Origin of the sequence: Erwinia psychrophila (assembly GCF_039023475.1) — a bacterium.
GTDB lineage: Bacteria > Pseudomonadota > Gammaproteobacteria > Enterobacterales > Enterobacteriaceae > Erwinia.
This window is the reverse complement of record NZ_JBCHVB010000001.1, coordinates 506,796-526,225: the sequence shown is the minus strand read 5'-3', so window position 1 is coordinate 526,225 and position 19,430 is coordinate 506,796. Positions and strand designations below refer to the sequence as shown.

Sequence of the window (19,430 nt, the reverse complement as noted above, 5' to 3'; positions counted from 1 at the left end):
CGGGAGCCTCAGCCCCCGCGCGCTGTCACGATGATGCGGGCTGCATCATGCTGGTCATCTCATCTTTCACCGACTGAACCTGTGGCCCAATCACAACCTGCAAATTATGCGGACTGAGATGTACCACGCCGATAGCGCGGTTTGCTTTCAGCGCCGCGTCATCGACCAGAGACATATCCTTCACCGAAAGACGCAGGCGGGTAAGGCAGTTATCCAGCGAGGTAATATTGTCCATTCCGCCGAGTGCAGCGAGGATAGCCGGCGTGTTGTACCCTGACTTACCCGCCACGGCGGCGGAGACATTTTTCTCAACCTGGCTGGTCTCCACGTCGCGTCCCGGCGTGCGAATATTAAAGTGGGTAATGGCGAAGCGGAAAATCAGGTAATAACCGATGAACCAGATTGCCGCCACAACCGGCACCATATACCACTTGGTGGCCAGGCCGTGAAGGATACCGAAGACCACGAAATCGATGATGTTGCCGTCTGTATTACCGATAGTTACGCCAAGAACGGCCATCACGGTAAAACCGAGCCCGGTTAACAGCGCATGGATAAGATAAAGAACCGGCGCCACAAACAGGAAGAGAAACTCGATCGGTTCGGTGGTGCCGCCCACCACGCAGGCCACGACGCCTGAAATCAGCAGACCTTTTATCTTGTGGCGGTTCTCCGGGCGGGCGCAGTGATACATCGCCAGCGCGGCGCCCGGCAGGCCGCCAAGAAAGGCGGGCATTTTACCCTGAGACAGAAAGCGGGTGGCGCTCTCACTAAAACCGCCGGAGGTCGGGCAGGAAAGCTGCGCCTGGAAAATCGTCAGCGCGCCGCTTACCATATGGCCGCAAACCTCCTGGCTGCCGCCCGCATCGGTAAAACGGATAATCGCCACCAGAATATGCTGAAGCCCGAAGGGCAGCAGCAGACGTTCTCCTGTACCGAAAATCATCGGGCCAAAATCACCGGCGCCGTTGATTACCCAGCCCAGACCGGTGATGGCGGCGGCAAAAGCAGGCCAGATGAGCGGAATAACCAGGCCCACGATGCCCATGACCAGCGTGGTAATAATCGGGACAAAGCGGGTGCCGCCAAAAAAAGCCAGCGCATCTGGCAGCCGGATAGTATGAAAGCGCTCATGCAGATAAAAGACGATAATACCGGCAATGACCGCGCCCAGAATGCCGGTATCCACGGACTGAATGCCGATAACGTTCTGAATATTGTTCGCTTTCAGCACGGCGGCATCGGTGGTGGGCAGAATGCCTTTCGTGGTAAGCCAGAAATTGACTGCGAGATTCATCACCGCGTAGCCTACAAAACCTGAGAAAGCCGCCACGCCTTTATTGTCCCGCGCCATACCCAGCGGAATGGCAACAGCAAACATTACGGGCAGATAGCTGAAGGCGAAGGAGCCTACTTTGCTCATCCAGGTAAAGATCAGTTGCAGCACGGGATTTCCCAGAAAAGGCAGCAGGGTAATCACGTCATGACTGCTTAACGAGCTGCCGATGCCCAGCATGATGCCGCAGAAAGAGAGCAGCGCAACGGGCAGCATAAAGGTCTTGCCGAGCCCCTGGAAAAATTCCCAGAGCGTAATTTTTGGTTTGCCTGACGACATAGATTCTCCTGACGCTATCGCTCAGCCGCTGCTGAGGTAAAAAATGATAAAACGTTTTATCAAAGCGGAATGCGCGATCGATCACACTCTTAGTGGATGTCAGCGCGTTGAAAGCCCATAATAAAGGTGTAACGTTTTAGCTACAGGCTGCCCCATCCCGAGGCACGCTCTTAATTAGCAGCGACTGGGTAACGATGTCACAGAAGAAAATCACCATTCATGATGTTGCCGGCGAGGCGGGCGTATCGGTCACTACGGTGTCGCTGGTGCTTTCCGGCAAGGGCAGGATTTCAGCCGGGACGGCGGACAAGGTGAACCGGGCCATAGAGACGCTGGGTTTTGTCCGTAACCGCTCAGCCTCCATGCTACGTGGGGGAGAGAGCGGCGTGGTTGGCCTGATCGTCAGGGATATCTGTCATCCTTTTTATGCTGAAATGACCGCCGGCCTGAGTGAAAGTCTTGAGAAGCAGGGGAAAGTATTGGTGCTTACCCAAAGCGGGGCGCAGGGGCAAAATATTGACCGCTGTTTTGATACTCTGGCCGCGCAGGGCGTCGAAGGCATCGTATTGGGCGGCGGCGCGGAAAAAGCCGATCGCCTGGTGGGCCGCGCCCGTGAACAGGGGATTGCGCTGGTCTGCGCGTCTCGCGCCAGTAGCCTGGAAGGAACGGACACGATCCGGCCTGATAATCTTCACGCTGCCCAGATGGCGACCGAGTATCTGATTAAACGCGGCCACCACTGTATCGCCTGGCTCGGCGGCTCCGGCGCGTCGCTGACCCGTGCAGAGCAGATTGGCGGCTATTGCGCCACGCTGATGCAATATGGCCTGCCGTTTCGCAGCGAGTGGATTATCGAAAGTGGCCGTTCTCAGCGCGATGTGGCCAGCCTGACCGAAACGTTAATCCATCAGCATCCCACCATTACCGCGATACTCTGCCATAACGCCTCGGTGGCTTTAGGCTGTTATTTCGGCCTGCAGCGTACCGGCAGAAGCATTGGCAAAGGCGGGATGGACAGCTATTACGGTCAGGAGATGGCGCTGGTGGGATTTGGCGATGTGCCGGAGGCGGAACTGACCGATCCCCCGCTGACCTTTGTCAGCAGTTCTGCGCGTGAGATTGGCCGGCTTGCGGCCCAGAAACTGTTGCAGCGGATAGCGGACAGCGAGCGGCCGGTGGAGAATACTATTCTGCCGCCGCTGCTGATTGTGCGCGGCTCGGCATAAAAAAAGGGCGCGATAATCGCGCCCTGCCTGTAGCGAGGAGATTACTGTGGCAGCCCTGGCAGCGTACTACCCAGCATATAACGCGCCAGGAAGCTGTCGAGCGGCATCTTCTCACCGTTCATGGTGACCTGACCGGTAGCGTACTGCAGGCTGGTGACAATGTTGTCATCCTGCTGCGTCGTCAGCTTAAACATCTGGCCCATCGCCGCCAGTCCTTTTACCTGCTGCTCCGCAAGCCTGGCCGCTTCTTCCTTCTTGTGGCCTTCGGTCATGGCCACGTGGGTCATCAGCTCCGTCGCCATATCCATAGAAATGTTCAGTTTCGCATCCAGCGTTTTCAGGACGTTATCCGCCGCCTGACCCATGTTTTGCGGCTGCGTATTGCCCGTGGCGGGATCTTTAAAATGAACGGAGAGGTTAAAGCTGCTCTCACCTTTATCATTTTTCCAGCTCAGCGGCGCGATATTCACGACCGGATCGCCTTTCAGCAGCAGCGGCAGGTTGTCGCTCAGCGCCTGGCTTATGCGCTGCTGATAAATCAGTGGGTTTTCAACGGCGGCCGGATCGTTCATCAGCGCCTGTACCTGACGGTTATAGCTTTCCGAGAATGCTTTCATGGCGTTAGCGTCAAACTGGGAGAGCTTAACCGACAGTTTGCCCTCGCCAAACGCCTGATTCTGAACCTTTAAGGAATCCAGCGCGTAGTCGATATTGCCCGAAATCTGGCTGTTTTCAGAATTAAAGGAGGACTTACCGTTCAGGCCTTCGGCGGTAAAGGCCTGCTGGCCGTTAACGGCGGCAGAGAGTTTTTGCAGATTAATGCTCTGGTCGCCAATGCGGATCCCCTCAGGGGTCAGATGGGTATTGGCCTCCATTTTCAGGCCGTTAAACGTAAACAGTACCGGCATATCCAGCTGGTTTTTGGTGGTCAGTAACACGCTTTCCAGGTTGCCGTTAAACCCGACCTTATCGCCCTTAGCATCAGCGCTGACCGCAAACGTACCGCCGTTGGAGGCGAAGCGCTCGCCGGTTTCACCGTTCTGGTAATCCAGCGGAAGAAGATTAATGTCAGACGCCGTCGCGCCGCTGTAACCTACGCGGGTTTCAGCCTGAATGATGGATTTGCCTTCGGTCATCTCAAACAGCTTTTTCACCGCATCGGTATTTTCCAGCTGCGTGTGCACGGATGCCATGCTTGGGATCAGATTGAATTTTTTCAGCTGGGCTAAAGGGAAGGGACCGTGATCGATCTTTTCACTGAAAATAATGCTCTGGCCCGGCTTCAGCAGGCCGTTATCTTCGGTCTGCGAGCTGGACTGCAGGACCAGACGCGTGGTGCTGCTGAAAATGCCACGCTGAAAGTCCTGCCAGCCGAGCTTCAGGCGGCTTTCCGGAGAGACCGCATTCATCCGGGCGTTGGCATCCTGCACCAGCTTGTCCATGTTTTGTTCCAGCTGTTTACCGGTAAACCATGCGGCTCCGGTCCAGATTACGCCGAGGGCAATCACCACGCCGACTGCTATCTTTGTTTTTTTCATCTGCTACGTCGTCCTTTTTTTATTACTGGTGCCGGCAAATCCATCCCGCTGGCAAATGCCCGGCGAATAAAAAACGCCCGTCAGGCGTTTTTGTTTAAAAATCTGATTAATCATAGCAATTGTGGCTGTTTACGTCAGCCGCATTCGGTTAAATCGGTGTAAACGCGGGCCACGCTGCCGCTGCCGCTCAGGCTCAGCGGCCCATCATCTGCCGCCACAAAACAGGAGTCGCCCGGCTTAAGCGTCAGCTGGTTTTTACCACAGGTGACGCAGGCGTCACCCTCAACGCAAAACAGAATCGCCGCGCCCTGCTGGCTGAGGCGGCAAGGGGCGTCGTTCAGGTGATGGAGAGAAAAGGCAAAATCGTCTACCGGAACAGGAAAGGTGGTCGTATTGCCCGACTGCACCGGCTGCGTTAACAGGCTGTCAAAGGGCCGCGCCTCAAATTTCAGGTTAGCCATCAGTTCAGGGATATCGATATGTTTTGGCGTCAGCCCGGCACGCAGAACGTTGTCAGAGTTAGCCATCACCTCCAGCGCCACGCCTTTCAGGTAAGCATGCGGCGTTTCGGCGTAGAGAAACATCGCTTCGCCGGGCTGAAGTTCAATCACGTTCAGAAGAAGAGGTGAAAAAAGCCCGCAGTCATCGGGATAGCATTCGGCAATCTGCTTAACGGTGTCCCAGGGCTCGCCGTGCTGCGTGTGCAGCGTCGCTTTCAGGACATCCAGCGCCAGCGATTTTTCCTCACCCCCGGCGGAAAGCAGTGCAGTAAAGAGCGTTTTTAAGCCCGCCATATCCGCAGACTGAAGGAAGTGGGCGATGGCCGGGTGAGCGCCGGCTACCGGCTGCAGCAATGAGACGGTCTCATGCAGCTCGCGAAAGCCATTAATCGCCTTAAACGTCGTCAGAGCATAAACCAGCTCGGGTTTATGGTTAGCATCTTTGTAATTACGTTCAGGGGCTGAAAGCGGGATCCCCTGCGCATTTTCTCTCGCGTAGCCAGCTTCAGCCGCGGATTTACTGGGATGTACTTGGATGGAAAGCGGCTGATCCGCACAGAGTACCTTAAACAGGAACGGCAGCTCGCCGAAGCGTTCCGCAACCGCTTTGCCCAGCCATTTCTCCTTATCAGCGTCGATAACGTCGCGCAGCGAACGGCTCGTGCCGTCGATCTCAATTGAAGAGGAGCTTTTAGGGTGGGCGCCCATCCACAGTTCAGCAAGGGGCTGCCGCTGGGGATTGGCAATACCGTAGAGGTCAGTCAGGGCTGTCCGGCTGCCCCATGTGTAATTTTGCAGCGAATTGATTAATTTATGCATGATTACTCACAGTGAATTCGGGGTTACTGCCTGTATTAAAGCAGAAAACGGCGGCAAAAAGACAATGCGTCGTGTAATAAGGACGAGCAGGTCGCATAATGTTAAATTATTGTATGTCACACTACGGCCCGCGCTAAACGCCCGGACGGGCGATGAAGGGTTTACTCACTATATTATTGTGCTTAAGGAGACAGTCATGTCCGCCAACCGCATTGAAAAAGACTCAATGGGTCCCATCGAAGTACCGGCAGATAAACTTTGGGGCGCGCAGACGCAGCGCTCGCTGGAACACTTTCGTATCTCCACGGAAAAAATGCCCGTCGAATTAGTCCGCGCGCTGGCGCTGACCAAACGTGCCGCCGCGAAGGTCAACAGCGATCTGGGCCTGCTGCCAGCCGAACGCGCAGAAGCGATCGTCAGTGCGGCAGACGAAGTGCTGGCAGACAAGCACAGCAGCGAATTCCCGCTGGCAATCTGGCAGACCGGTTCCGGTACCCAGACCAATATGAATATGAATGAAGTGCTGGCCAACCGCGCCAGTGAAATTCTGGGCGGCGAGCGCGGCATGTCGCGCCTTGTGCATCCGAACGACGATGTGAATAAAAGCCAGAGCTCTAACGATGTTTTCCCAACGGCGATGCACGTCGCGGCAGTGGTGGCGGTTCAGGAGCATCTGATCCCACAGTTGAAAACCCTGCAAAAAACGCTGAATGATAAAGCGGAAGCTTATAAAGATATCGTTAAAATTGGCCGTACGCACCTTCAGGACGCCACGCCGTTAACCCTTGGTCAGGAGATTTCCGGCTGGGTCGCGATGCTGGCGCACAACCTGAAGCACATTGAGCAGAGTCTGCCACACGTGGCGGAGCTGGCGCTGGGCGGTACGGCGGTCGGCACCGGACTGAATACCCATCCGGAATATGCGGTTCGCGTGGCTGAAGAGCTGGCGCGCCTGACCAGACAACCTTTTGTGACCTCGCCAAACAAGTTTGAAGCACTGGCGACCTGCGATGCGCTGGTTCATGCTCACGGCTCGCTTAAAGGGCTGGCCGCCTCGCTGATGAAAATCGCCAACGACGTGCGCTGGCTCTCCTCCGGTCCCCGCTGCGGCATTGGCGAAATTGCTATTCCGGAAAACGAACCGGGCAGCTCCATTATGCCCGGCAAGGTGAACCCGACCCAGTGCGAAGCCATGACCATGTTATGTTGCCAGGTGATGGGAAACGATGTGGCGGTTAACATGGGCGGCGCTTCCGGTAACTTTGAGCTGAATGTGTATCGTCCAATGATTATTCATAACTTCCTGCAATCGGTCCGTATGCTGGCCGACGGTATGGACAGTTTTAATCATCACTGCGCGACCGGTATTGAACCAAATCGCGATCGTATCACTCAGCTGCTGAATGAATCGCTGATGCTGGTGACCGCGCTGAATACTCATATCGGTTACGATAAAGCGGCAGAAATTGCTAAAAAAGCGCATAAAGAAGGCCTGACGCTGAAAGGATCGGCGCTGAAGCTGGGTTATCTGACCGAAGAAGAGTTTGATGCCTGGGTGCGGCCCGAAGATATGGTTGGCAGCATGAAGTCCTGATATTTCTCACCGGCCAAGAGCGGAACATGTTCCGCTCTTTTTTTTGCCTGCACGCTTTACCGGTAATTAATGTAATCTGTCGCTATAGAGATGTAGCCTCGGGATAACCGGATAAAGAACATTCGCCTGTGGCTTAAAGCGGTGAGAAACTTTCTTCGCATCATAATTGAGTAATTCCCCGATCTTGGGTACGCCAGCCGAATTTGCACAGAGCACCAGCAGGGGAGAAGGGCAGGCCAGCTGGGTCTGTTTCTGGCTCTCTTTATTCCAGATGCGGGCGATAGGTTGTACCTTAACCGGACGTTTAATTTTCAGCTTTGCAGAGGCGGGGAGAGAATTAATAACGTCGGCTTCTTCTGACAGTTTTTCTGCCCACTGCTCCCGGCTCCAGGGCGCCATCGCCCGGCCAGACTCCACGCTCTTTTTCAGCTTTTCCAGGATCGCCTCACGGCTCACGTTCTGAATAATATGTTTATTTGCCCAGCCGAAACGTACCGAGTCCGCGGAATCCAGCAGCGTAATAGTCCGGTAAGCATTAAGCGTAATTAATCCGCGCTGATGAGTATGAACAAACTCAAACCTTTCCTCACTGGCTACGCCTGATTCAACGGTAACAATCTGCTCCAGGCGGCGCTTAAGGTTATTTATATTGTCGACAAGCTGGTGGATACGGCCTGCCTCTTCCTCTGACGCTTCCAGACATATTACGCCCGGCAGTCTCACGGCAGCCTTGGTACTGATCGTTTCTGACTGGTCCTGCATAAACAGACGACAGTAATGCTGCAGGCTACGATCTAATGCCGCCTTCGCCAGATGTTGCTGAACGGAAATTTCCGTTACCGGATCGTGCTCCTGGCCTTTATATACCGGCGGGAGTTCAAACACCCTGGCCGCTAGCAGGCGACGTTGCGGCAGCTCTGCCGCCAGCAGAGAAAGCGCCTCCTGCAGGGAAGCGACACAGCGATGCAGATGGTCAACGGCGTCATATTTGCTCATGGTGGCCCCTTAGTTACAACATACTCTTTAAGGTTAACAGAATACAAATAACAGTGCAGTAACGGCAGGATGAAAACAGAGAGGAATAAAAAATAAGTAAAAGGGCGGGGAAAGAATGCCACGCCGGAATAAAGCCAGCGTGGCAGAAGATTAAATCAGGAAATCTTCCAGCTTCTTACCCTGATCCAGCGCCTGCTTGATCACTGCCGGGGTACGGCCCTGACCGGTCCAGGATTTGGTTTCACCGTTTTCATCGGTGTACTGGTATTTTGCAGGACGCGGAGCACGTTTAGCGCGGGATTTTCCGGTATTATTTTCTGCGGAAGTCAGTTCGCTTAAATCGATGCCGTCATCAAGAAGCATCTGACGATATTTTGCCAGCTTCTCTTCTTTTTCTTTGATTTCAGAAGCGATAGCCGCTTCCGCATCACGGCGTTCATTCACGACAGCTTCCAGTTTTTCCAGCATCTCTTCAAGCTCAGATAATGAAACTTCACGAGCCTGTGCACGAAGGGTTCGAATGTTATTTAATACTTTCAGCGTTTCGCTCATAAAGGAATCCGTAGCGTTGTGTGGTTTAAATTTAATCAGCGTATGTGTCAGGGGCTAGTGTACAGAGAAATTGTAGAGTAAAAAACACCTGATTTAAAAAATGCGCGCTTATTTTTTCCGTTTTCACCTGTTTTTTGCAGTTGCTCACTTATCAGCACGGACATTATATTTACGTTAATGAGACAAATCTTAACAAAAAAAAGCGATGGAATTTTGGGGGCATCTTAACGATCGCGGAATAATTCGCCGTTAATTGCATAAAACCGCACGGAGAGATAAATAAAACTGAATGTCTCCTGTTTCTGAATACGACAGCCTGGCGCTGGGCAGAATCCTTTTATAGCCAATTTGTTAAGGCCGCGCTGGAGCTTATAAGCCGTGTGGAAGGCAACATATTTTAACAACAACGGTCACTCCGGGGCTGTTAATCCTCCTTGCGGCATTGCGCGCAACTCCCAGGCCAAAAGTAAATAAAGCTAAATATTACTTAGTTACAACATACTGTTGATGCTTTAAACCTCACGTTGCTGTGAGATAGCAACGACCAGCCAGCTTCGCATCGCGAAAATATCTTCAGGCAGGGAGCGCCCATTTTGTGCCAGAATGAAGAACAACACCTAAGCAGGAGCCAGGATGAACCCGATTGTTGTTCGCTGGACCGGAATGATTCTTCTCTCTGGCCTGGCCGTCGCAGGCCTGGAAAGCCTGCATTTGCCCGCCGCTCTGCTGCTGGGTCCAATGGCTGCGGGGATCGTTTTTGCCATTCGCGATAAGCCGGTGACTATTCATCGCTATCTGCTTTATCTCGCGCAGGGCGTAGTCGGTTGTATGATCGCCCGATCGATACCGGTAACCATCTTTGCCGAGATAGGCAAAAGCTGGCCGCTTTTCGCCTTCACCATTTTGTCCGTTATCGCAACCAGCACGCTGCTGGGGTGCCTGCTGACGCGCTGGCAAATATTACCTGGCTCAACGGCTATCTGGGGCGCGTCCCCCGGTGCGGCAACAGTGATGACGCTGATGTCAGAAAGTTATGGGGCAGACAGTCGTCTGGTGGCCCTGATGCAATATATGCGGGTGATGGTGGTGGCGATTATTGCCACGCTGGTGGCGCGGATATGGGCTCCGCCAACCGGAACTGTCACCAGCGCGAACTTCGATATCTTCTCGCCCGTTATCTGGTCTTCCTTAGGCGGCACGTCGGCGCTTATCATCGGCGGCATTATGCTCAGCCTGGTGCTGCGTATCCCCGCCGGTCCCTTACTTCTCACCCTGGCGGGTGGGGTAATCGCGCAGGACACGGGCCTTCTGACCATTGAATTACCACCAGCGCTGCTGATGACGGCTTACGCGCTTATTGGCTGGAGTATTGGTCTTCGCTTTAACCGCGCTATATTGCTTTATGCGGCAAAAACACTTCCCCGTCTGCTGGTTTCTATTGCAGTGCTGGTGGCTATCTGTGGCTTTTTTGCTTATTTACTGGTGAGGTTTGCGGGTATCGATCCGCTGACGGCTTATCTGGCTACCAGTCCGGGCGGAGCAGACTCTGTGGCGATTATTGCCGCTGCCAGCCATGTGGATATGCCATTTGTTATGGCGATGCAGACAGGGCGATTTATCCTGGTTCTTCTGACGGGCCCGGCGTTGGCGCGCTGGGTGACAAGAATGATGTCAGACCGCTGGCGAAAACAGGAAAAAGATAATCCCCCCTGAAGGTGGCCGGTAAAGGCGTTCGGCCGCAGAAGGGCGCCGATCGGGACAGAGGAGAGAAAGGCCACTCTCCAGAGTGGCCTTTAAATATACCGATCAGGTTTCGGGGAAAGGCATGGTACTGCCCGGCGCTTCCCGGTGAATATGCAGGAAGGTTAAATGCCGTTCATATTGATCCAGAATGTCATTAATGATCTGCTCGCGGGTGAAGTCCATCAGGTCATTCCCCTGGGTGCCCTCTAACAGGAAAGTCTCCAGACGGAAATAATCCGATTTACCGCTGCGCGCCCGATAGGTAAACCCGGGTACGGAATAACGCTGAGGCCAGATCTGGTAGAGGAAGCTCTGCTCTTCCCCCAGGTTCACCAGCATCTCCAGGTGATTGAGGCGCTCATCCTCAAGCGGTGGCCGTTCACTGACCTGGACTTTCGCACCACGGCGCTCCAGCTCCATCGCCACTTCTTCCATGGCGGGACGGCAGACGGTATCGAGCATTTTCTTCGTATGCGTGCTGCCTGGATAGTGCATAACGCGGGAAATGCGCTGCTTCCAGTTCAGGCGATCTTCACGCGTCACCGGAATCGGTGGCGTACTCACCGTACAGCTTGCCCGGCGGTGGTCCTCGACCTTAAGCGATTTATAAAGCCCGGCCATCACAAAGAACATCACAAAACTGAAGGGAAGCCCCATGATCACCGTGGTTTTCTGTAGCGCAGTGATGCCGTTAACCATCAGCATTCCCAGCGTCAGCAAACCGATCGCCAGCGACCAGAAAATACGCAGCCAGTTTGGCGCATCGTTATTAATATCGGCAAGGCGAGAGGTGAAGTTGCCCAGCACAAGCGACCCTGAATCCGCCGAGGTCACATAAAACAGCAGTCCCGTAATGGTGGCAACCGAGGCGCTGAAGGTAAAAGCGGGGTATTGAGCCAGCAGGCTATAGAAGCCACGTTCCGGGTGCGCCACGGTTTCCTGGGCCAGCGCAAGATTGCCATGGATAATTTCATGCAATGCGCTGTTACCGAATATCGACAGCCACAGCAGGGTGAAGATAAACGGAATGGTCAGCGTGCCGACCACAAACTGGCGGATGGTTCTGCCTCGGGAAATACGGGCCAGAAACAGTCCCACAAACGGTGACCAGGCAACCCACCATGCCCAGAAAAACAGCGTCCAGTTGTTCATCCACTCGGTTGGGCGGTCAAAGGCAAAACTGTTGAGGGTCATACCCATAAAGCGGTTGATGTAGTCACCAACGTTCAGCACCAGCGCATTAAGCAGAAAACTCGTGTCGCCCATAAACAGAACGAACAGAATCAGGCCCAGCGACAGCAGCACATTCAGTTCTGAAAGGAGACGTATCCCTTTATTTACGCCGGAGGTGACGGAAATGGTCGCCATAATCACCGAAAGCGCGATCAGGGCTGCCTGCGCGGTGAGTCCCTCGGGTACATCAAAAAGGACATTCAGGCCATAGTTCAGCTGGACCACACCGATACCCAAGGTGGTGGCGATACCAAATATAGTGCCGATAACGGCGGCAATATCCACCGAATGGCCGATAGGTCCATTAATACGCTTGCCGAAAATAGGGTACAAAGCGGAGCGGATGGTCAGAGGCAGACCGTAGCGGTAACTGAAGTAACCCAGCGCGATCCCCATCAGGGCATACATCGCCCAGCCGGTCAGTCCGTAGTGAAACAGGGTCCAGACCATTGCCTGACGCGCGGCTTCCATCGTCTGGCCCTGGCCTTCCGGCGGCATCATATACTGCGTCACCGGCTCTGCCACGGAGAAAAACATCAGGTCGATGCCGATACCGGCGGCAAAGAGCATGGCAGTCCAGCTCAGCAGGCTGAACTCCGGCTTTGACTGTTCAGGCCCAAGCTTGATGGAACCAAAGCGGGAAGCGGCAATAAAGACGACAAAGACAATATAAAGGGTTGCGGCGAGCAGATAATACCAGCCAAACGTATTTGATACCCATTCCAGCACGCGATCGATTCCGCGATCGGCGAAATCAGTAAAAAAGATCGTGGTGAATGAAAACAGCAGGATCAGTAATGCGGAAGAGTAGAAAACCACAGGATTAATGCGGTCCTTTTGGGGTGTTTCTTGAATAACAGTCACGGGCATACGTTCTCCAATAACGTGCAGAAGAATTGTCCTGACCTTCACAAAGCGTGCCTTAGCGCATACTGGGAAACCCGCCGCATATCCGCTAACTACACTGAGGAAGCACTCAGAATGGAATTTAACCTGTTGTTTTAACTATTTTAATTATTAGATTTAACCGCCTCCTTACCCTTTAGCAGAAAATATTTAACGACAAGGATAGGTTTTATTGATTGAGCATTCAATTAAAAATAATCAAAAGATTGAGACACGGCTAAATTTAAACCACTGAAAGAATGTTGTTATTACAGGTTAATTTGCTTCTGAGACAGGAGGTGAAAGGGATTGCTGGCTTTTACTGGAGGAGGGGCTGAGCGGAATTACAGATAATAAATCGGATGGGAAGAAACAGCCACCACGCCATCAGCGGTGGAACGCTAACGGCGTGGTGGCGGCTGTTATTTATAGATGACGGCGGTGCCATGCAGGTTGTTCTGACCAGAGGTCGAAGTAATGCGGAAAGACTTTGCGCCTGCAACTTCAGCTTTCTCCGCCAGCTGCGCTTCAAGCGAGGTTAAATTGGAACTTGCCGTAGCGCTGATCACGCCGGCTTTCTGCTGGTCAACCGGCGTGCTGTCAACCAATTCGGCAGCAACGCTGGTGAAAGACATAGAGGTGAGTGCAAGGGCGGCCAGGGTCATTTTCAGGTTTTTCATGATGCGATCTCTCTTCAATTCAGGTGAGGTTTGTTTCGTTTTTGCTATTTACTAGCAATCGTTAATTAAATGCTATGCCTCCTGACGCCGCGGGTCAATGACATTTTATTATCGATCGTTAAATTAAAGGTCAACCCGTTGATCTTTAATCTGATAAATTTTTAAAAAAGACGATTAAAGCCCGCATTTTGCAGGACAGATCCGTTAAAAAGAGAAACCTCGACAGCCGTCGGTAAAATTTTTATAATGATCGGTAATTTATTTCAGTAGCGCATCAGCTAAGTGAGGATGTATGACTGACCGCCCGAGTAATTTGCCTAAAAACCGGGGACGGCCAAAAACCTTTAACCGGGAGGCTGCATTAGACAAAGCGCTTGAGCTTTTCTGGCGCCATGGCTATGAAGGGACTTCGCTCTCTGACCTGGTGGAAGCGACGGGAGCCAAAGCCCCGACGCTTTATGCAGAATTTACCAATAAAGAGGGGCTGTTTCGCGCGGCCGTTGAGCGCTATACGGAAAGATTTTCCGGTCAGCGAAAAACGGCCCTCTGCTGTCCCGACATCAGCGTGATGGAGGGCGTTGAGCGCTATTTTCGTTCTACGGCGCTCTGTTTTACCGACGGCAACAACCCGGCGGGCTGCTTTTTTATCTGTACCTCCACGGCCCTCTCTGCTGACTCAGCAGGCGTTGCCGATATGCTCCGTGACCGCCATCGCAATCAGGAAAATGAACTGAAAACGTTTCTTCTTGAACGTCAGCAGAAGGGGGAGCTGGGGGCAGGGACCAATATTGACGGACTGGCAGGCTATCTGGTCTGCCTGTTACAGGGAATGTCAGTCCGGGCGCGCGAAGGTGCGACCCGTGAAGATCTGGATGAGATTATCACGACATTGATGCAGCAATGGCCTACGCTTAGCCGGCTGGGCGCTGATGTAACCGAAGCCGTAAGTTTATAACAGGAGTCTTTATGACCTTAGAATATGCAACCATCGCCGGAGGCTGCTTCTGGTGTACCGAAGCGGTTTTCAAACAGATTAACGGTGTCGAAACCGTTGAAAGCGGCTATACGGGCGGAGAGGTAGTCAATCCTACTTACCGACAGGTATGTGACGGCGACACCGGCCACGCCGAAGCGATTCGTCTGGGTTTCGATCCCGAGAAAATTAGCTACGGGGAGCTGCTGGATATCAGCTTTGCCACCCACGATCCTACTCAGCTTAACCGCCAGGGTAACGATATCGGCACGCAGTACCGTTCAGCCATTTTTCCGGCCAGCGAAGCACAGGCCATCGAAGCCAAAGCCGCGATTGCCCGTGCTCAGGCCGATCACAGCGACCCTGTCGTGACGACCATTGAAAAGGCAGCGGAATGGTATCCTGCCGAAGATTATCACCAGAACTACTGGGAGGGCGAAGGACAGGAGAATCGCTACTGCATGGCGGTGATCCCACCGAAGCTGCAAAAACTGCATAAGCGTTACGCAGATAAAACGAAGTAAACCCTGAGCTTTCTCAGACGCCAGCACCTTTCCGAAGCTGCTGGCGCGCTTACCTTAAGCCGAATACGTGCATTTCCCCTTCCGAACGTCCGTTCATCTTACCCGGATATTATGCTGCTCCTGCCGCTAAACCTGCTTCCTGCTTAATCTCAGCCCGACCAGCAGCGCCACTCCAAGCAGCGAAGCGATAAAGGCCGTGATGCCACCCCAGCCAAAATGCGTCCAGAAAATGCCGCCCGGCGTCCCGGCCAGGCTGGAACCGAGGTAGTAGCTGAACAGGTAGAGGGATGAAGCCTGGCCCCGCGCCCGGCGAGCCCGTGGGCCTATCCAGCCGCTGGCGACGGCATGGGCGGCAAAAAATCCGGCGGTGAAGAGCATCATACCCGCCAGTATTCCCGGCAGGTGGCTGCTTAACGTCAGCAACGCCCCGGCTAACATTACCGCTGTGGCGAGGAGTAATACCGGCGCGCGGCCATATCGGGCGGTCAATGCGCCCGCCCGGGGAGAGCTCCAGGAGCCCGTCAGATAAACAACCGACAGCAGACCCACTACCGCCTGACTCAGTGACCAGGGCGGCGCCATCAGGCGGTAGCCAATATAGTTAAACAGCGTCACAAAGGCGCCCATCAGCAGAAAACCTTCGGCAAACAGCAGCGGCAGGCCCGGATCGCGCCAGTGCAGGCGGAAGCCGATCATCAGGCTCCGCGGCTTCAGCGACGCAGGCCGGAAGTGTCGGGAAGGGGGCAAAATTTTCCAGAACAGCAGCGCAGCGGCCAGCGCGAAACAGCCCGTCACGCTAACGGCGATCCGCCATGAGCTGAAATCGGCAATAATACCGCTCAGCAACCTGCCACTCATGCCGCCGATGGAGTTTCCGCTGATATAGAGCCCCATGGAAAAGGCAAGGGCAGAGGGATGTACCTCTTCGCTCAGCCAGGTCATGCCAACCGCCGCCACGCCGCTCAGTGCCAGCCCGGTTAGCGCCCGCATCGCCAGCACGCCGTGCCAGCTGCTCATGCCGGCAGAGATCAGCGTGAACACCGCAGCCATCAGCAGGGCGGTTACCATCACCGACTTGCGGCCAACGGCGTCTGACAGCGGGCCGGTAATCAGCAAGCCCAGGGCGAGCAGGCCAGTCGAAACCGACAGAGAGAGACTGCTGGCGGCTGGTGAAACGCCAAACTCTTCAGAAAGCGCGGGCATCAGTGGCTGCACGCAATAGAGAAGCGCGAAGGTGGCAAGCCCGGCGGAGAACAGCGCCAGCGTGGCAAGGAGGTAGTCGCGCGTCCCGCGTTTAATATGTTCACTGCCTGAAACATCTGGCCGCACGGCACGGTCGCGGCTCTGTTTCAGCCCGGTCAACTGAGCAAAGCGATTCACATCCGGTTTCCTGACAGAAGGGAGAAAGTGTCAGATCACTGTAATAAGCGGTGAATATGCTGTCTAATATATTAATACTCTTAAATGATATGTTTAAAATATGAATATTGAGCTGCGCCATCTGCGCTACTTCATTGCCGTTGCCGAGGAGCTGCATTTTGGTCATGCCGCCCAGCGGCTGAACATCTCACAACCGCCCCTCAGCCAGCAGATCCAGACGCTTGAACAGCAGGTTGGCGCCAGACTGTTTGCCAGAACGAATCGCAGCGTGCAGCTCACTGTGGCCGGTCAGGCCTTTCTGGTGGATGCCCGCCAGATTCTGCACAGCGTGACGCTGGCAGCAGATAAAGCCTCGCGGCTGCACCGCGGCGATGAGGGCGAACTCAGGATCGGCTTTACCTCTTCAGCACCCTTTATCTCTGTGGTTTCCGATGCGCTTTTCACCTTCCGGCAGCGCCACCCGTCGGTGCATATTCAGATGCAGGAGATCAATACCCGTCAGCAGCTTGAGCCGCTGAATGAGGGGCGCCTGGATTTGGGCGTCATGCGCAACACGGCGCTGCCCGCAACATTGCAGCACCAGCTAATCCTGAGGGAACCGCTGTTTGCGGTAGTGCACCGGGCGCACCGGCTGGCGGGAAAAGCATCGATCTCTGTGACCGACCTGGCGAGTGAACCTTTCGTTTTCTTCGATCCCAGCGTGGGCACGGCGCTTTACAGTGACACCCTGGCGCTGCTTGCACGCTATCAGATCGTGCCGGACATCGCCCAGGAGGTAGGCGAAGCGATGACGATTCTGGGGCTGGTGGCGACCGGGCTGGGCGTTTCCATATTGCCGGACTCCTTCCGGCGCGTCCGGCTGCAAGATCTCTGCTGGATCCCGCTGCTGGAGGAGGACGCCTGGTCTGAAGTCTGGCTGGTCTGGTCAGCACGACGGGAGATGCGGGCGGTCATGCAACGGATGAAAAGCTTACTTTTACAGGCGGATGCCTGACGTTTTTTCGGGCATTACCACGATTTTATGTGCGGCTAATCACATTCCGAATCAAATATTTGACGCCGTGTAGCGAAGTGTTTCACCATGACAGAATGGTTTATTTTGAAGCGCGAAAATAAGTGGGAGCAGGGGTGTGATAACGGACGGTCAGCCTGGCCATATTGACCAGATCAAACAGACAAATGCCGGCGCAGTCTACCGGCTTATCGATCGGTTTGGCCCGATCTCGCGCATCGACCTGTCCAAAAAAGCCCAGCTCGCTCCTGCCAGCATCACCAAAATCGTGCGTGAAATGCTGGAAGCTCACCTGGTGCAGGAGACCGAGTTTCAGGATGCGGGCAGCCGGGGTCGTCCGGCGGTGGGTCTGATCCTGGATACCGTCGCCTGGCACTATTTATCGGCCCGCATCGGCAATGGTGAAATCACTTATGCGCTGCGGGATCTGAGCAGCGCGCTGGTGGTGGAAGAACTTTGCCCGCTGCCGGTAGAGGATGATGAACCGCTGCTCGCCCGTATTGTTGCCGGGATTGACGCATTTTTTATCCGCCATCAGCAGAAACTGGAGCGCCTGACCGCCATTGCCATCACCCTGCCGGGCATTCTTAACACGGATAAAGGCATCGTTCACCGCATGCCGTTTTATGACGTGAAAGATATGCCGCTGGGGCCCGAACTGGAAAAGCGCACCGGCCTGCCGGTTTACATCCAGCACGATATCTGCGCCTGGACCATGGCGGAGGCGCTGTTTGGGGCTTCTAAAGATGTCAGGGACGTGATTCAGGTGGTGATCGATCACAATGTGGGAGCGGGTGTTATCACCGGCGGCAGGTTGTTGCACAGCGGCAGCAGTACGCTGGTGGAGATAGGCCATACGCAGGTCGATCCGAACGGCAAACAGTGCTACTGCGGCAATCATGGCTGTCTGGAAACCGTCGCCAGTACTGAAAACCTGCTTGAGCTGGCCGCACAGCGCATGCACTCCTCCTCAGAAACGAGCCTGCACAACTATCCGCTGAGCCTGGACACCTTGTGCGATGCGGCGATGAACGGCGACCGACTGGCGAATGAGATCATTACCGGCGTCGGACAGAGCGTGGGGCGCGTGCTGGCCATTATGGTCAACCTGTTCAACCCACAAAAAATTTTGATAGGTTCTCCGCTTAACCGGGCAAAGGAAATCCTCCATCCCGCCATTGCCGACGCTATCCGCCGTCAGTCGCTTCCCGCCTACAGCAATGATATCGAGGTGGCCTCTACCCATTTCTATAATCTTGGTACTATGCCCGGCGCGGCGCTGGTTAAGGACGCCCTGTATAACGGTACGCTGCTGGTCAGACTGCTTCAGGGATAAATGTCCGCTTCCCAACGCAAAATCGTAATTTGTGACAAAATATTGCGCTAACGCAAGCTGCTTCGCGACGGCCTGACCTAACATTTCCCGCTTGTAATGTTAACCAGTGTTTATCATTTATGGTCAAAGCAGGCCTGGGGTGGAGCATGTTAAAGCGTTTATTTGTCACAGGCACCGATACTGAGGTCGGGAAAACGGTAGTCAGCCGGGCGTTATTACAGAAACTGGCTGAAGGGAATAAACGCACGGCAGGCTACAAGCCCGTCGCTAAGGGCAGCCAGCAAACAGCGCAGGGCTTGCGAAATAAAGATGCGCTCATTTTACAGGCATCTTCCTCTCTGGAGCTGCCTTATTCCGCCATCAATCCCGTTACGCTGATAGAGGATGAGATCAGCACCAGCCAGGATATGCCGGTCGATTACCGCTTGCTGAGCCAGGGGCTGGCCTCGCTGCATGCGCAGGCGGATCACGTTGTGGTAGAAGGCACCGGGGGCTGGCGCAGCCTGATGAACGATCTGCGCCCCCTTTCAGAATGGGCGGTAGAAGAGCGGCTGCCGGTCGTGCTGGTCGTCGGCATTAAACTGGGCTGTATCAGCCATGCGCTGTTAACGGCACAGGCCATTCAGCAGGACGGCCTGCCGCTGCTTGGCTGGGTCGCCAACCGCATCAATCCGGGACTGGCACACTACGCGGAGATCATTGCGGTTCTCAGCCAGAAGATTGAGGCGCCGCTGCTTGGGGAGCTTCCCTATCTTCCCAGGGCGGAAGGACGGGACCTGGCAAAATATATCGATCTCAACAGCGCGCAGCAGGAACGGACATAG

The 19,430-nt window shown here is 54.5% G+C and carries 16 protein-coding genes; 8 read left to right on the top strand and 8 right to left on the bottom strand.

All coding sequences use genetic code 11. The features are described 5' to 3' along the window. Window positions 1-25: 25 nt before the first annotated feature. Complete coding sequence (gene malX / locus AAH446_RS02370) at window positions 26-1,615, bottom strand: maltose/glucose-specific PTS transporter subunit IIBC (RefSeq protein ID WP_342905126.1); 1,590 nt, start codon at window positions 1,613-1,615, stop codon at window positions 26-28. A gap of 194 nt (window positions 1,616-1,809) precedes the next feature. Between malX and malI the strand changes: the two genes are divergently transcribed. Then, on the top strand, window positions 1,810-2,841 hold the full coding sequence (gene malI, locus AAH446_RS02365; RefSeq protein ID WP_342905125.1) for a Mal regulon transcriptional regulator MalI: 1,032 nt from the start codon (window positions 1,810-1,812) through the stop codon (window positions 2,839-2,841). Between the two features lie 41 nt (window positions 2,842-2,882). Here malI and AAH446_RS02360 read toward each other — a convergent pair whose 3' ends face one another. Both AAH446_RS02360 and manA read right to left on the bottom strand, forming a co-directional pair. Beyond that, window positions 2,883-4,379: a YdgA family protein gene (locus AAH446_RS02360; RefSeq protein ID WP_342905124.1), complete on the bottom strand. Its 1,497-nt coding sequence runs from the start codon at window positions 4,377-4,379 to the stop codon at window positions 2,883-2,885. Between the two features lie 134 nt (window positions 4,380-4,513). Further along, entirely contained in the window at window positions 4,514-5,698 is a 1,185-nt protein-coding gene (gene manA, locus AAH446_RS02355; protein WP_342905123.1) for a mannose-6-phosphate isomerase, read from the bottom strand. 196 nt (window positions 5,699-5,894) lie between these two features. Between manA and fumC the strand changes: the two genes are divergently transcribed. After that, a complete protein-coding gene (gene fumC / locus AAH446_RS02350) occupies window positions 5,895-7,292 on the top strand; it encodes a class II fumarate hydratase (protein WP_342905122.1) in 1,398 nt (465 codons plus the stop codon). Window positions 7,293-7,358: 66 nt separating this feature from the next. On the opposite strand, the gene tus is transcribed toward fumC, so the two are convergent. Next, window positions 7,359-8,288, bottom strand: coding sequence for a DNA replication terminus site-binding protein (gene tus / locus AAH446_RS02345; protein WP_342905121.1), 930 nt, complete (start codon window positions 8,286-8,288; stop codon window positions 7,359-7,361). 150 nt (window positions 8,289-8,438) lie between these two features. After that, window positions 8,439-8,840: an H-NS family histone-like protein gene (locus tag AAH446_RS02340; RefSeq protein ID WP_342905120.1), complete on the bottom strand. Its 402-nt coding sequence runs from the start codon at window positions 8,838-8,840 to the stop codon at window positions 8,439-8,441. Window positions 8,841-9,473: 633 nt separating this feature from the next. Here AAH446_RS02340 and AAH446_RS02335 point away from each other — a divergent pair. After that, window positions 9,474-10,553 carry an AbrB family transcriptional regulator gene (locus tag AAH446_RS02335; protein WP_342905119.1) on the top strand — a complete coding sequence of 360 codons (1,080 nt, stop codon included), beginning with the start codon at window positions 9,474-9,476 and terminating at the stop codon, window positions 10,551-10,553. Between the two features lie 93 nt (window positions 10,554-10,646). Here the strand turns inward: AAH446_RS02335 and AAH446_RS02330 are convergent, their stop codons facing one another. Continuing rightward, window positions 10,647-12,686 (bottom strand): choline transporter, encoded by a 2,040-nt coding sequence (locus tag AAH446_RS02330; RefSeq protein ID WP_463322760.1) that lies wholly within the window; start codon window positions 12,684-12,686, stop codon window positions 10,647-10,649. 437 nt (window positions 12,687-13,123) lie between these two features. After that, window positions 13,124-13,381, bottom strand: a complete 258-nt coding sequence (bhsA, locus tag AAH446_RS02325) for a multiple stress resistance protein BhsA (RefSeq protein WP_342905117.1) — start codon at window positions 13,379-13,381, stop codon at window positions 13,124-13,126. 292 nt (window positions 13,382-13,673) lie between these two features. On the opposite strand from bhsA, the gene AAH446_RS02320 reads away from it, so the two are divergent. After that, on the top strand, window positions 13,674-14,336 hold the full coding sequence (locus AAH446_RS02320) for a TetR/AcrR family transcriptional regulator (RefSeq protein ID WP_342905116.1): 663 nt from the start codon (window positions 13,674-13,676) through the stop codon (window positions 14,334-14,336). A gap of 11 nt (window positions 14,337-14,347) precedes the next feature. Continuing rightward, window positions 14,348-14,878: a peptide-methionine (S)-S-oxide reductase MsrA gene (gene msrA, locus AAH446_RS02315; RefSeq protein ID WP_342905115.1), complete on the top strand. Its 531-nt coding sequence runs from the start codon at window positions 14,348-14,350 to the stop codon at window positions 14,876-14,878. Between the two features lie 126 nt (window positions 14,879-15,004). Here the strand turns inward: msrA and AAH446_RS02310 are convergent, their stop codons facing one another. Beyond that, window positions 15,005-16,207: an MFS transporter gene (locus AAH446_RS02310; RefSeq protein WP_463322776.1), complete on the bottom strand. Its 1,203-nt coding sequence runs from the start codon at window positions 16,205-16,207 to the stop codon at window positions 15,005-15,007. Between the two features lie 151 nt (window positions 16,208-16,358). Here AAH446_RS02310 and AAH446_RS02305 point away from each other — a divergent pair, with 151 nt between their 5' ends. The 3 genes from AAH446_RS02305 to bioD all read left to right on the top strand — a co-directional run bounded on the left by AAH446_RS02305 (window position 16,359) and on the right by bioD (window position 19,430). After that, window positions 16,359-17,252, top strand: a complete 894-nt coding sequence (locus AAH446_RS02305) for a LysR family transcriptional regulator (protein ID WP_342905114.1) — start codon at window positions 16,359-16,361, stop codon at window positions 17,250-17,252. Window positions 17,253-17,388: 136 nt separating this feature from the next. Beyond that, on the top strand, window positions 17,389-18,606 hold the full coding sequence (gene mlc / locus AAH446_RS02300; protein ID WP_342905113.1) for a sugar metabolism global transcriptional regulator Mlc: 1,218 nt from the start codon (window positions 17,389-17,391) through the stop codon (window positions 18,604-18,606). 146 nt (window positions 18,607-18,752) lie between these two features. Further along, a complete protein-coding gene (gene bioD / locus AAH446_RS02295) occupies window positions 18,753-19,430 on the top strand; it encodes a dethiobiotin synthase (protein ID WP_342905112.1) in 678 nt (225 codons plus the stop codon).